The organism is Kosakonia sp. MH5, from assembly GCF_009935945.1.
Lineage (GTDB): Bacteria > Pseudomonadota > Gammaproteobacteria > Enterobacterales > Enterobacteriaceae > Kosakonia > Kosakonia radicincitans.
The window spans coordinates 1,179,094-1,191,495 of the sequence record NZ_QODH01000001.1 but is presented as its reverse complement, the minus strand read 5'-3'; the positions used below and the strand labels follow the sequence as shown (position 1 = coordinate 1,191,495).

The window sequence follows — 12,402 nt, the reverse complement described above, 5'->3', positions numbered from 1 at the left end:
GTTCCACTCCTGCTATTAAAAACTTACGTTTAAGCATAGCAGGAGCGGCTGGGGGGATCAGTCGAGCCAGTTGCGGATGCGGGATTCGATGCCTGCGGCGTTAAGCCCCAGATCGGCGCGGGCTTCATCCTGCGTACCCTGCGGGATGAAGAAATCCGGCAGGCCGAGATTGAGCACCGGCACCGGTTTGCGGTGCGCCATCAGCACTTCGTTGACGCCGCTGCCTGCGCCGCCTGCGATAGCATTCTCTTCCAGTGTTACCAGCGAGTCATGACGCGAAGCGGTTTCCAGGATCAGCGCTTCGTCCAGCGGTTTGGCAAAACGCATGTCGATAAGCGTGGCGTTCAGGGCTTCGGCGGCTTTTTGCGCTTCCGGCAATAATGTGCCGAAGTTCAGAATCGCCAGCTTCTCGCCCTGGCGTTTCACCACGCCTTTACCGATCGGCAGTTTCTCCAGTGGCTCCAGCGGTACGCCAACGGCATTGCCGCGCGGGTAACGTACGGCGCTTGGGCCATCAGCATAGTGATAGCCGGTAAACAGCATCTGGCGGCATTCGTTTTCATCGCTTGGCGTCATGATGACCATGTCCGGGATACAGCGCAGGTAGGAGATATCAAAAGCGCCCTGGTGCGTCTGCCCGTCGGCACCAACAATCCCGGCGCGATCGATGGCAAACAGCACCGGCAGTTTCTGGATCGCCACATCGTGGATCACCTGATCATAGGCGCGCTGCAGGAAAGTGGAGTAGATCGCCACCACCGGTTTGTAGCCGCCAATCGCCAGCCCGGCCGCGAAAGTCACGGCATGCTGCTCGGCAATCGCAACATCAAAATATTGATCCGGATATTTGCGTGAAAATTCGACCATGCCGGAACCTTCACGCATTGCTGGCGTGATCGCCATCAGCTTGTCGTCTTTGGCGGCGGTTTCGCACAGCCAGTCGCCGAAAATCTTCGAATAACTCGGCATGCCGCCGCTGCTTTTCGGCAGCGTACCGCTGGTCGGATCGAATTTCGGCACCGCGTGGAAGGTGATCGGATCTTTTTCGGCCGGCTCATAGCCGCGCCCTTTTTTGGTCATAATATGCAGGAACTGCGGACCTTTCAGATCGCGCATATTGCGCAGGGTCTGCACCAGCCCCAGCACATCGTGACCGTCCACCGGGCCAATGTAGTTAAAGCCCAGCTCTTCAAACAGGGTGCCTGGCACGACCATGCCTTTGATATGTTCTTCGGTACGCTTGATCAACTCTTTGATCGGCGGTACGCCGGAAAGCACTTTTTTGCCGCCTTCGCGCAGGGTGGAGTAGAGCTTGCCGGAGAGCAACTGCGCCAGGTGATTGTTCAGCGCGCCGACGTTCTCGGAAATCGACATCTCGTTGTCGTTCAGCACCACCAGCATATCCGGGCGGATATCACCAGCGTGATTCATCGCTTCGAAGGCCATGCCTGCGGTGATCGCGCCATCGCCAATGACGCAGACGGTGCGGCGCTGTTTGCCCTCTTTGGCGGCGGCGACGGCAACGCCAATTCCCGCGCTGATAGAGGTGGAGGAGTGACCCACGCTGAGAACGTCGTATTCGCTTTCGCCGCGCCATGGGAACGGATGCAGACCGTTTTTCTGCCGGATAGTGTCGATTTTGTCACGACGCCCGGTAAGAATTTTATGCGGGTAGGCCTGATGGCCGACGTCCCAGATTAACTGATCGAACGGCGTGTTGTAGACGTAATGTAACGCGACGGTCAGTTCGACCGTGCCAAGCCCGGAGGCGAAGTGCCCGCTGGAGCGGCTTACGCTGTCAAGCAGATAGCGACGCAGTTCGTCGCACAGCTTCGGCAGACTCTCTTTCGGCAGCAGACGCAACTCTTGTGTGGTATCTACCAGCGCCAGCGTCGGGTATTTGGCTATATCAAAACTCATCAGCAACTCATCTAGTGTGTCGTTTTATTTATCACGCTGGATTATATAATTCGCCAGTGCTTCCAGTGCCGTCGTATCAAGCGACTGTGCAGCCAGCAGGCTAAGCGCCTGTCGGGCATCGTCAATCAGGTCGCGGGCTTTTGTCCGGGCTTGCTCAAGACCCAGAAGTGCGGGATAGGTACTTTTCCCCAGGTGCTGATCGGCACCCTGGCGTTTCCCAAGGGTGGCAGTATCGCCGACCACATCCAGAATGTCATCCTGAACCTGGAACGCCAGACCGATGCTCTGGGCGTAGCGATCGAGCTGAGGCAAGGCTTCCCGCCCTCTGTCGCCCGCGCTCAGCGCGCCCATTTTTACTGCCGCACGGATCAGCGCGCCGGTTTTGTGACGATGGATCTGTTCCAGCGCTTCCAGTGAGATTTGCTCGCCTTCAGCCGCCAGATCCAGCGCCTGGCCGCCGCACATGCCGGCCACGCCGCTGGAGATCGCCAGCGTTGATACCATCGCCAGCCGATCGTGTGCCGTCACTTCCGGCATCGGCGCATCGGCGAGGATCGAGAAAGCCAGCGTCTGCAATGCATCTCCCGCAAGAATGGCATTGGCTTCGCCAAATTTAATATGGCAGGTCGGCAGGCCACGGCGTAAATCGTCGTCATCCATCGCTGGCAGATCATCATGGATCAGCGAGTAAGCATGGATACACTCCACTGCGGCCGCGGGTGCATCCAGCGTTTGCAGGCTGACGCCGAACATCGAACCGGTTGCGTAAACCAGAAACGGGCGCAGACGTTTACCGCCCAATAGTGCGCCATACTGGATAGCGTCAACCAGAGGAGTGTTCTGAAAGGGCAGCGGAGCGATAAAACGGCGCAGCGCGTCATTGGCCCGATCGACGCAGGCCTGCAATTGTTGATTAAAATCCATCGTTATTCAGCGTCCGGTGCGAAAGGCTTTAATGACGCCTCTTCGGAATCGGAGAGCAGGATCTGCACGCGCTGCTCCGCCTGCTGTAACTTTACCTGACCCTGGCGCGCCAGTTGTACGCCACGTTCGAATTCATTGAGTGCCTCTTCGAGCGGAAGATCGCCGCTTTCAAGACGAGTGACAATCTGTTCCAGCTCGCTCAGCGCTGTTTCGAAACTGGCCGGTGCTTCGTTTTTCTTTGGCATAGTGAATGTCTGACTCTTCTATTATTCATCCTGACTCAATTTAGCTATGGTAGCGGAGTCGTGGCACTTAGCCAATTACGCTCAAGGGTAATGCATTGCGCAAGGTCTATTCGATGGTGGTATACTTCCGCGCCTGGATGCAGCCGCGGGTATGGGCTGCTGTATTATTTTCCCTTACAGGCCCAGTCGGGCTTGCCAACGAACCATTGCCGCCATGAAGTTTATCATTAAATTGTTCCCGGAAATCACCATCAAAAGCCAATCTGTGCGCTTGCGCTTTATTAAAATTCTGACCGGGAACATTCGTAACGTTCTGAAGCACTACGACGAAACCCTGGCCGTTGTGCGCCACTGGGACCATATCGAAGTCCGCGCCAAAGATGAAAACCAGCGTCTGGCTATTCGCGACGCGCTGACCCGCATTCCGGGGATCCACCATATTCTGGAAGTGGAAGATGTGCCTTTCACTTCTCTGCACGATATTTTTGAGAAAGCGCTGGTGCAGTATCGCGAGCAGATTGAAGGTAAAACCTTCTGCGTGCGCGTGAAACGCCGTGGTAAACATGAATTCAGCTCTATTGAAGTGGAACGTTACGTGGGCGGCGGGCTGAATCAGCATGTCGAATCTGCGCGCGTGAAGCTGACGCACCCGGATGTGACGGTGAATCTGGAAATCGAAGATGACCGTCTGCTGCTGGTAAAAGGCCGTTATGAAGGGATTGGCGGCTTCCCGATTGGCACCCAGGAAGATGTCCTGTCGCTGATTTCCGGCGGCTTCGACTCCGGCGTTTCCAGCTATATGCTGATGCGTCGCGGCTGCCGCGTACACTACTGCTTCTTTAATCTCGGCGGCGCAGCCCATGAAATTGGCGTTCGCCAGGTGGCGCATTATCTGTGGAACCGCTTTGGCAGTTCGCACCGCGTGCGTTTTGTGGCAATCAATTTTGAACCGGTGGTCGGCGAGATCCTCGAAAAAGTCGATGATGGCCAGATGGGCGTGGTACTGAAACGCATGATGGTGCGCGCTGCGTCGAAAGTCGCTGAGCGTTACGGCGTGCAGGCGCTGGTAACCGGTGAAGCGCTGGGACAGGTTTCCAGCCAGACGCTGACCAACCTGCGTCTGATTGATAACGTCTCCGATACGCTGATCCTGCGCCCGCTCATCTCTTACGATAAAGAGCACATTATCGATCTGGCGCGTGAAATTGGTACCGAGGATTTTGCCCGCACGATGCCGGAATATTGCGGCGTGATTTCCAAAAGCCCAACGGTGAAGGCGGTGAAAGCGAAGATCGAAGCGGAAGAAGCGCATTTTGATTTCGCTATCCTCGACCAGGTTGTGGCGGAAGCCAGCAATATTGATATCAGTGAAATCGCTCAGCAAACCCAGCAAGAGGTGGTGGAAGTTGAAACGGTTAACGGTTTTGGCCCGAACGATGTGGTGCTGGATATCCGTTCGATTGATGAACAGGATGATAAGCCGCTGAAGCTGGAAGGCGTTGATGTCGTGTCGCTGCCGTTCTACAAGCTGAGCACGAAGTTTGGCGATCTGGATCAGAGCAAAACCTGGCTGCTGTGGTGCGAGCGTGGCGTGATGAGCCGCTTGCAGGCGCTCTATCTGCGCGAGCAGGGCTTCCAGAATGTGAAGGTTTATCGCCCGTAAACACAATGCCGGATGACGGCTTCGCCTTCATCCGGCCTGCAAGGGCACGAGCCTGAACCCGGTGGTGTTCCGGTGGCAAGGCCCGGTTGTAGGCCGGATAAGCGTCAACGCCACCGGCATTTTAGTACCTACGCTTCGTAGTAGTTATAAATCCCCGCCGCCATCACCAGCTGTGACGCCACCTCATGGGCTTTTTCGCGCCCGACCAGCAGGTCAATAATCTTCAGGCCAAAATCAATGGCTGTGCCTGGCCCCTGGCTGGTCAATAAATTTACCCGCGGATCCCACACCACACGTTTATCCTGCCACTGCTCGGGCGGAATCGTCTCTTTCAGCACTGGGAAACCGGTCATATTGCCAATCGGGAAGAGCTGATGCGGCACCAGCACCGTACCGGCGGCGGCACAAATGGCGGCAACAATGCGCCCGGAAAGGTGGAACTGGCGAACGGTTTCAACCAGCAGCGGGCTGTCGCGGAAGCACTCCGCGCCTTTCAGGCCGCCCGGCAACACAATCGCATCGAAATCACCATCCGCTACTTCAACCAGCGGCGCATCGGCCAGCAGTTTAACCCCGCGCGAGCAGGTGATAACCAGGTTGCCGTCGCTGGCGACGCTGGCGGTTGTGACAGCAATGCCGCCGCGGACCAGCAGATCGATAGTCGTGACCGCTTCGGTCTCTTCACTACCAGGGGCGAGGCATATCAGAGCTGATGCGCTCATACTCACTCTCCTTACGTTTAATCATTTCATACAGACGGGCATTTTCCGGCACCGCGATACCGTGCGCGCGGGCGCGTCTGAGCAGGTAGCCAGTAATATAATCGCTCTCGGTGTGCCGCAAGGCGCGCACATCCTGGAGCATCGACGAAATATTTTCCGCTGTATTTTCGATAATCTGGTTCACATAGCTCAGCAAATCATCCGCAGAGATATGATGGCCTTCACGTTCGATAACGGCAGCGACTTCGCGGGTAATTTTTGCCACCTCATCGGGAAATTCGCGCAGATCGCCATTTTTGCAGTCGTGCAGGGCGGTCAGAGGATTGATCACGCAGTTCACCGCCAGCTTGCGCCACAGAGCCGGGCGAATGGTATTGTGCCAGGCTACATCCGGCAGCGCTTCTTGCAGGGTATCTGCCAGCGCGCTGAATTCACCGTCCTGCTGCCGCGCCGGGCCAATATGCGTAGTACCGCTGGCCACATGCACAATCACGTTACCATCGCGGCGAGCAGCGTGAGTCGTGGTACCAATCAGCAGGGGATTCGGCAGCGCTTTTAACTCTTCCACGGTGCCCATACCGTTGTGAAGCAGCAGTACCGGCGTCGCGGGAGAAAGCGCCGGTGCAAGGCCTTTTACCGCATCAGAAACTTGCCAGGCTTTCAGCGTCACCAGCAGCAGATCGCTAGCGGCCAAAAATTCAGGATCGTTGGCCGTCAGGGATTCATTAAAAACCGTGCCGTCTTCTTCCACGACATTCACACTGCAAAAAGGCTGAGGCACGCGTAACCAGCCCTGTACTTCATGTCCCTGTTTACACAGCGCTGTTAACCACAATTGCCCTAAAGCACCGCAACCGAGTACGGTAATTCTCATTGTTCCTCCTCACCTGCAACTGCGCCAGGTGTTACTTCAACCATTATAGTGCTGTCGGCTATGCTTCCAGTATTACAAGTTGAGTTATACCTCGTTGCGGGTATTATGCATCGCAACAAATAGAGAGGGAGAAGAAAAGATGCCATCTTTCGATATCGTTTCCGAAGTTGAAATGCGCGAAGTGCAAAACGGCGTTGAGAATGCGACCCGTGAAGTCGCAACACGCTTCGATTTTCGCAACGTTGAAGCCACATTTGATCTGAACGAAGAAAAACAGACCATTAAGGTGCTGAGCGAATCTGATTTCCAGGTTAACCAGTTGCTGGATATTTTACGTGCCAAGCTGCTGAAACGCGGCATTGAAGGGGCATCCCTGGATGTGCCGGAAGAATTCGTCCACAGCGGGAAAAACTGGTTTGTGGAAGCAAAGCTGAAGCAGGGGATCGATGCGCCGACGGCGAAGAAAATCATCAAGCTGATTAAAGACAGTAAACTGAAAGTGCAGGCGCAGATTCAGGGGGAAGAGATCCGCGTGACCGGGAAATCCCGTGACGATCTGCAAGCGGTGATGGCACTGGTGCGCGGCGGCAATCTGGGCCAGCCGTTCCAGTTCAAAAACTTCCGCGATTAATCGCTTTTCCCCTCCCGTCAGGGGAGGGGAAAATGGCCTGCTTAACCTGCGACGGCCTGTTCGACTTCAAAGCGGTTTGTCACTTTGCTGTCGATCTTCACGTAAGCGCTACGCTCTTCTGCTACGACCAATACTTCACTGACGCCCGCCGTGGCGCGCAGACGCTGCTGTAGCGCGTCATCAATAGCCACATCATCAGGAATGGCGATGCGCAGGCTGCTGACATAGGGCGGTTCCTGCATGCTGCTGGCAACCAGCAGCCAGACCACGGCCAGCAATGCGCCAACCAGGAACACCATTTGCGAGTCAAATAAACCATCCACCCAGCCGCCGACCGCGCCGCCAATAGCGACACCGAGAAACTGGCTGGTGGAGTAAATGCCCATTGCCGTCCCTTTATAACCGGCTGGCGCTTCTTTACTGATTAGCGACGGCAGCAGCGCTTCCATCAGGTTAAAGGCGAGGAAGAAGATCTGTACGCCAATCACAATTTCCCAGAAGTAAGCGCCAGCGCCCCACAGCACGATTTCGGCAATCAGCAGTAGCGCAACGCAGAGCACAAAAACACGCTTCATCCGGCGTTTCACTTCGGCGTAGATAATAAACGGCACCACCGAAGCAAAAGAGATAAGCATGGTGACGAGATAGATTTTCCAGTGCTCTGAAGCCGGAAAACCGGCCGATTCAAGCTGACCGGGCAGCGCCACAAACGTCGACATCAGCAGGATATGCAGGCACATAATGCCAAAGTTCAGCTTCAGCAGCTTTGGATTGACGATCACCATGCTAAAGCAATCTTTGACCATTCCCGATTCGCGGTTGCGCACGTGGTGTTTGCTGTCCGGCACTACCCACAGCGTCAGGATGATGCCGATAGTCGCCAGTACGGCAATCATCCAGAACAGCGCATGCAGGCCTAAGAGATGTGTAATGACTGGCCCTAAAACCATGGCTATGGCGAACGTGACGCCGAAGCTGACGCCGATAAATGCCATCGCTTTGGTGCGATTTTGTTCGCGAGTGAGATCCGACAGCAGCGCCATCACGGCGGCGGCAATCGCCCCGGAGCCTTGCAGCGCGCGACCAAGAATAATGCCCCAGATAGAATCGGTGAGCGCGGCAATCACGCTGCCCAGCACGAAGATCGCCAGCCCACCGACAATCAGCGGCTTGCGGCCGATGCGATCCGAAAGCAGTCCAAAGGGGATCTGAAATACCGCCTGGGCCAGGCCGTAGATGCCGATCGCCAGCCCAATCAGGGCTTCCGATGCGCCCTGCAACGCCATACCGTATGTGGTCAGAACGGGCAGGACCATAAACATGCCGAGCATGCGCAGTGAAAATACAGTCCCTAAACCCCAGGTGGCGCGCAACTCGCCTGGCGTCATTTTATAATCGTTCATTACCACCTCAATTTAAAAACCGGACATAGTGTAGTGCGGAGGCAGGGTAGGGTAAACATGCGGTTATTTAACAAATATTACATAACCTTGGATTTCATCCTGTTATTGGCTTCACCGTAACAGGGCCAGCAAAGGGCTTACTCCAGACGAAAAAAAACCGGGTTTCCCCGGTTTTTCCAGTATGGTGCAGCAAACTTACCAGACGTATGTCAGCAGGCTGTGTGAATCCGGCACCATAAAGTCCACGGACATCATTACGGAAAGGGAAGTGATGGCAACAATGGAGAACACAAACAGTTTGCGCGCCCACACTTTGTCATCTTCCACTTTGTAACCGCGCAGCGCCATGCCCAGCCACCAGAGGCTTACCGCGGCGGCAACGACCAGGTATTTGTACCCGGCATAACCGCCCAGCGACAGCATCAGTGTGGCAATGGCAAACGCCAGGATGTACAGCGTGATATGGTTTTTGGCCACGGAAATGCCTTTCACCACCGGCAGTACCGGAATGTTCGCTGCCTGATAATCCTTAAAGCGGAAAATCGCGATGGCATAGGAGTGAGGCATTTGCCACAGGCTGAAAATCGCCAGCAGAATTGCCGCACCGCTATCGAACTCGTTGGTGACCGCGCAATAGCCAATCACCGGCGGCGCAGCGCCGGAGAGAGAGCCAATCAGCGTGCCGTAAACGGAGTGGCGTTTCATGTACAGGCTGTAAACGCCGACATAAACCACGAACCCCATTACCCCCAGCCAGCAGGCCAGCGGGTTGGCGCCAAACCACAGCAGCATAAAGCCAGCAATACCCAACAAGGCGGCGTACACCAGCGAGACTTTTGGCGAGATCAGCCCTCTGACCAGCACCCGGTTTTTCGTTCGTTCCATCTTTTTATCGATGTCACGATCGATGTAGTTGTTAAATACACAACCAGAGGCGACCACCAACGACACGCCAATCAGCGTGTAGAGGAACAGGGGATAGTCGATGTGGCCTTTGGAAGCCAGCAGGAACCCCCCAATCACGGAGATCAGATTGCCAAAAATAATGCCCGGTTTCGTAACTTGCAGGTATTGCTTAAACATACTCGCCGCTCTTAGTGAACCATCATGTTGTAGTTGAGGTTCCACATAATCCAGATGGAACCGACTACCAGGATAGCGATGATAATCACGGTAAAGATAAAGGCGGTAAGGTTCCAGCCTTCATCAGACTTGGTGTTCATGTGCAGGAAGCAAACCAGATGCACCAGAATCTGAACTACGGCGGTAACCAGGACAACGCCCAGAATTACCGGCTTAGAAGCAGAACCGTTCATCACCATCCAGAACGGGATCACCGTCAGGATGATCGACAGGATGAAACCTGTCATGTAGGTTTTTACGCTGCCGTGGGAAGCGCCATGATCGTTAGAATGACTCATTACATCGCCCCCATCAGATAAACAACAGAGAACACGCAGATCCATACCACGTCCAGGAAGTGCCAGAACAGGCTCAGGCACATGATTCGGGTACGGTTAGTGCTGGTCAGACCGCGACGGGAAACCTGGAACATCAGAACCGCCATCCAGATCAGACCCGAGGTCACGTGCAGACCGTGGGTGCCTACCAGCGCGAAGAACGCTGACAGGAAGCCGCTGCGATCCGGACCCATGCCTTCGGCAATCAGGTGGTGGAACTCATAGAGTTCCATCCCGATAAAGCCCGCGCCAAACAACCAGGTCAACGCCAGCCAGGAAACAACCTGGCTTTTGTTGTTTTTGTACATGGCGATAGCCGCCATGCCGTAGGTGATGGAGCTGAACAACAGCAGCGCGGTTTCAACCAGTACGAACGGCAGCTCGAAAATGTCCTTACCGGTCGGGCCGCCCGCTGTGCCGTTCACCAGAACGGCATAGGTCGCGAACAGACAGCAGAACAGAATGCAGTCGCTCATCAGGTAGATCCAGAAACCGAAGACTTTATTCGGCCCTGCATCGTGGTGCCCGTGTTCGTGCGCGTGGGCGTGCGCGTTGGTCAGAGTATCAGTTGCCATTTTTCAGCCCTGCTTTAGTGATCTCATCGAAATGCTGGTTTTCCAGTTTCTCGATTTCTGCAACCGGTACGTAGTAATCCACGTCCTCGTCGAAGCTCTTCACAATCCAGCTGATGATGATGCCAGCGAAACCAACGATAGCCATCCACCAGATATGCCAGATCATGGCGAAACCAAACACGGTTGCAAACGCGGCTATAACAATGCCGGCACCGCTGTTTTTCGGCATATGAATTTCTTCATATTGCGCAGGTTTTTTGTACGCTTCGCCTTTCTCTTTCATTTCCCAGAACGCGTCACGTTCGTGAACGTGCGGGACATGAGCGAAGTTGTAGAACGGCGGAGGAGAGGAGGTTGCCCACTCCAGCGTACGGCCACCCCACGGGTCACCGGTCAGGTCACGGTTCTGATCGCGGTCGCGAATAGAAACGTAGATCTGAATCAGCAGACACAGGATACCGATAGCAATCAGCGCTGCACCGCAGGCTGCGACAATCAGCATGGTGTGGAACTGCGGATCAATCTGTTGGCTCAGGCGACGGGTCATACCCATAAAGCCCAGCACGTACAGCGGCATAAATGCAACGAAGAAGCCGATGATCCAGAACCAGAACGCGCGTTTACCCCAGGTTTCGTTCAGGGTGTAACCGAAGGCTTTCGGCCACCAGTAAGTCAGACCTGCGAAGCAACCGAAGACCACGCCGCCGATGATAACGTTATGGAAGTGCGCAATCAGGAACAGGCTGTTGTGCAGTACGAAGTCTGCGCCCGGAACCGCCAGCAGCACGCCGGTCATCCCACCTACGGAGAAGGTCACGATAAAGCCGATGGTCCACAGCATAGAGGAGTGGAACACAATGCGGCCCTGATACATGGTGAACAGCCAGTTGAAGATCTTCACCCCGGTCGGGATGGCGATAATCATCGTGGTGATACCAAAGAAGGCGTTTACGTTCGCGCCAGCACCCATGGTGAAGAAGTGGTGCAGCCAAACGATGAACGACAGTACGGTAATACATACGGTCGCCCATACCAGCGAGGTGTAACCAAACAGGCGTTTACGCGAGAAGGTGGCGGTGATTTCGGAGAACACCCCGAAGACCGGCAGCACCAGAATGTACACTTCCGGGTGACCCCAGGCCCAAATCAGGTTGATGTACATCATCATGTTGCCACCCATATCGTTGGTAAAGAAATGGGTGCCCAGATAACGATCCAGGGTCAGCAGCGCAATGGTGACAGTCAGAATTGGGAACGAAGCGATAATCAGCACGTTGGCGCACAAAGATGCCCAGGTAAATACCGGCATTTTGAACATCGTCATGCCCGGCGCACGCATCTTCAGAATGGTCACGAAGAAGTTGATACCGGTCAGCGTCGTACCGATACCCGAAAGCTGGAGACTCCAGATCCAGTAATCGACCCCGACGCCAGGGCTGTATTCAATTCCCGAAAGCGGCGGATAAGCCAGCCAACCGGTCTGCGCGAATTCACCGACGCCCAGAGAGAGGTTAACCAGAATCACGCCCACAACCGTGAACCAGAAGCTCAGGTTGTTCAGGAACGGGAACGCAACGTCGCGCGCACCGATCTGCAGCGGAACCACCAGGTTCATCAGACCGATAACGAATGGCATTGCCACGAAGAAGATCATGATCACGCCGTGAGCGGTGAAGATCTGATCGTAGTGGTGAGGCGGCAGGAAGCCCGCTTCACCCGCAGAGGCCAGCGCCTGCTGGCTACGCATCATGACAGCATCTGCGAAGCCACGCAGCAGCATCACAACGGCCACGAGGACGTACATGATACCAAGGCGTTTGTGGTCAACAGAGGTCAACCATTCTTTCCACAGCCAGGACCATTTACCGAAGTAAGAGATCAGGCCAACTACCGCCAGACCGCCGACGATAATCGCAGCAACCGTGACCATGATAATGGGTTCATGATACGGCACTGCATCCAGTGTAAGTTTTCCGAACATCGTT

At 55.1% G+C, this 12,402-nt stretch carries 12 protein-coding genes; 2 read left to right on the top strand and 10 right to left on the bottom strand.

Going from position 1 to position 12,402, the window contains the following annotated elements:
• Window positions 1–57: 57 nt before the first annotated feature.
• The 3 genes from dxs to xseB are packed head-to-tail and all read right to left on the bottom strand — an operon-like array spanning window position 58 to window position 3,089.
• Window positions 58–1,920, bottom strand: coding sequence for a 1-deoxy-D-xylulose-5-phosphate synthase (dxs, locus tag DK872_RS05625; RefSeq protein WP_161518106.1), 1,863 nt, complete (start codon window positions 1,918–1,920; stop codon window positions 58–60).
• 24 nt (window positions 1,921–1,944) lie between these two features.
• Window positions 1,945–2,844, bottom strand: a complete 900-nt coding sequence (ispA, locus tag DK872_RS05620; protein ID WP_161518105.1) for a (2E,6E)-farnesyl diphosphate synthase — start codon at window positions 2,842–2,844, stop codon at window positions 1,945–1,947.
• Window positions 2,845–2,846: 2 nt separating this feature from the next.
• Window positions 2,847–3,089 (bottom strand): exodeoxyribonuclease VII small subunit, encoded by a 243-nt coding sequence (gene xseB, locus DK872_RS05615; RefSeq protein ID WP_007373519.1) that lies wholly within the window; start codon window positions 3,087–3,089, stop codon window positions 2,847–2,849.
• A gap of 214 nt (window positions 3,090–3,303) precedes the next feature.
• On the opposite strand from xseB, the gene thiI reads away from it, so the two are divergent.
• On the top strand, window positions 3,304–4,752 hold the full coding sequence (gene thiI, locus DK872_RS05610; RefSeq protein WP_161518104.1) for a tRNA uracil 4-sulfurtransferase ThiI: 1,449 nt from the start codon (window positions 3,304–3,306) through the stop codon (window positions 4,750–4,752).
• A gap of 128 nt (window positions 4,753–4,880) precedes the next feature.
• Here thiI and yajL read toward each other — a convergent pair whose 3' ends face one another.
• Both yajL and panE read right to left on the bottom strand, forming a co-directional pair.
• Window positions 4,881–5,474, bottom strand: a complete 594-nt coding sequence (yajL, locus tag DK872_RS05605) for a protein deglycase YajL (RefSeq protein WP_161518103.1) — start codon at window positions 5,472–5,474, stop codon at window positions 4,881–4,883.
• The gene (panE, locus tag DK872_RS05600; protein WP_035887275.1) at window positions 5,437–6,348 is read right to left on the bottom strand and encodes a 2-dehydropantoate 2-reductase; all 912 of its coding nucleotides are present in this window, start codon (window positions 6,346–6,348) and stop codon (window positions 5,437–5,439) included. Before panE ends, yajL begins: the two co-directional genes overlap by 38 nt.
• A gap of 139 nt (window positions 6,349–6,487) precedes the next feature.
• Here panE and DK872_RS05595 point away from each other — a divergent pair, with 139 nt between their 5' ends.
• On the top strand, window positions 6,488–6,979 hold the full coding sequence (locus DK872_RS05595) for a YajQ family cyclic di-GMP-binding protein (RefSeq protein ID WP_072438179.1): 492 nt from the start codon (window positions 6,488–6,490) through the stop codon (window positions 6,977–6,979).
• Between the two features lie 41 nt (window positions 6,980–7,020).
• On the opposite strand, the gene DK872_RS05590 is transcribed toward DK872_RS05595, so the two are convergent.
• The 5 genes from DK872_RS05590 to cyoB all read right to left on the bottom strand — a co-directional run bounded on the left by DK872_RS05590 (window position 7,021) and on the right by cyoB (window position 12,398).
• The gene (locus DK872_RS05590; protein WP_007373525.1) at window positions 7,021–8,382 is read right to left on the bottom strand and encodes an MFS transporter; all 1,362 of its coding nucleotides are present in this window, start codon (window positions 8,380–8,382) and stop codon (window positions 7,021–7,023) included.
• A 195-nt stretch (window positions 8,383–8,577) separates the two neighbouring features.
• Window positions 8,578–9,465 carry a heme o synthase gene (gene cyoE, locus DK872_RS05585; protein ID WP_035887280.1) on the bottom strand — a complete coding sequence of 296 codons (888 nt, stop codon included), beginning with the start codon at window positions 9,463–9,465 and terminating at the stop codon, window positions 8,578–8,580.
• 11 nt (window positions 9,466–9,476) lie between these two features.
• Window positions 9,477–9,803: a cytochrome o ubiquinol oxidase subunit IV gene (locus tag DK872_RS05580; RefSeq protein ID WP_007373527.1), complete on the bottom strand. Its 327-nt coding sequence runs from the start codon at window positions 9,801–9,803 to the stop codon at window positions 9,477–9,479.
• Window positions 9,803–10,417, bottom strand: coding sequence for a cytochrome o ubiquinol oxidase subunit III (locus DK872_RS05575; protein ID WP_007373528.1), 615 nt, complete (start codon window positions 10,415–10,417; stop codon window positions 9,803–9,805). The genes DK872_RS05580 and DK872_RS05575 overlap by 1 nt, the downstream gene beginning before the upstream one ends.
• Window positions 10,407–12,398, bottom strand: a complete 1,992-nt coding sequence (cyoB, locus tag DK872_RS05570; RefSeq protein ID WP_007373529.1) for a cytochrome o ubiquinol oxidase subunit I — start codon at window positions 12,396–12,398, stop codon at window positions 10,407–10,409. Before cyoB ends, DK872_RS05575 begins: the two co-directional genes overlap by 11 nt.
• Window positions 12,399–12,402 lie beyond the last annotated feature (4 nt).

Coding starts and splice junctions, on each gene's coding strand:
- dxs (WP_161518106.1), bottom strand. CDS start 1,920: ATGAGTTTTGATATAGCCAAATACCCGACGCTGGCGCTGGTAGATACC.
- ispA (WP_161518105.1), bottom strand. CDS start 2,844: ATGGATTTTAATCAACAATTGCAGGCCTGCGTCGATCGGGCCAATGAC.
- xseB (WP_007373519.1), bottom strand. CDS start 3,089: ATGCCAAAGAAAAACGAAGCACCGGCCAGTTTCGAAACAGCGCTGAGC.
- thiI (WP_161518104.1), top strand. CDS start 3,304: ATGAAGTTTATCATTAAATTGTTCCCGGAAATCACCATCAAAAGCCAA.
- yajL (WP_161518103.1), bottom strand. CDS start 5,474: ATGAGCGCATCAGCTCTGATATGCCTCGCCCCTGGTAGTGAAGAGACC.
- panE (WP_035887275.1), bottom strand. CDS start 6,348: ATGAGAATTACCGTACTCGGTTGCGGTGCTTTAGGGCAATTGTGGTTA.
- DK872_RS05595 (WP_072438179.1), top strand. CDS start 6,488: ATGCCATCTTTCGATATCGTTTCCGAAGTTGAAATGCGCGAAGTGCAA.
- DK872_RS05590 (WP_007373525.1), bottom strand. CDS start 8,382: ATGAACGATTATAAAATGACGCCAGGCGAGTTGCGCGCCACCTGGGGT.
- cyoE (WP_035887280.1), bottom strand. CDS start 9,465: ATGTTTAAGCAATACCTGCAAGTTACGAAACCGGGCATTATTTTTGGC.
- DK872_RS05580 (WP_007373527.1), bottom strand. CDS start 9,803: ATGAGTCATTCTAACGATCATGGCGCTTCCCACGGCAGCGTAAAAACC.
- DK872_RS05575 (WP_007373528.1), bottom strand. CDS start 10,417: ATGGCAACTGATACTCTGACCAACGCGCACGCCCACGCGCACGAACAC.
- cyoB (WP_007373529.1), bottom strand. CDS start 12,398: ATGTTCGGAAAACTTACACTGGATGCAGTGCCGTATCATGAACCCATT.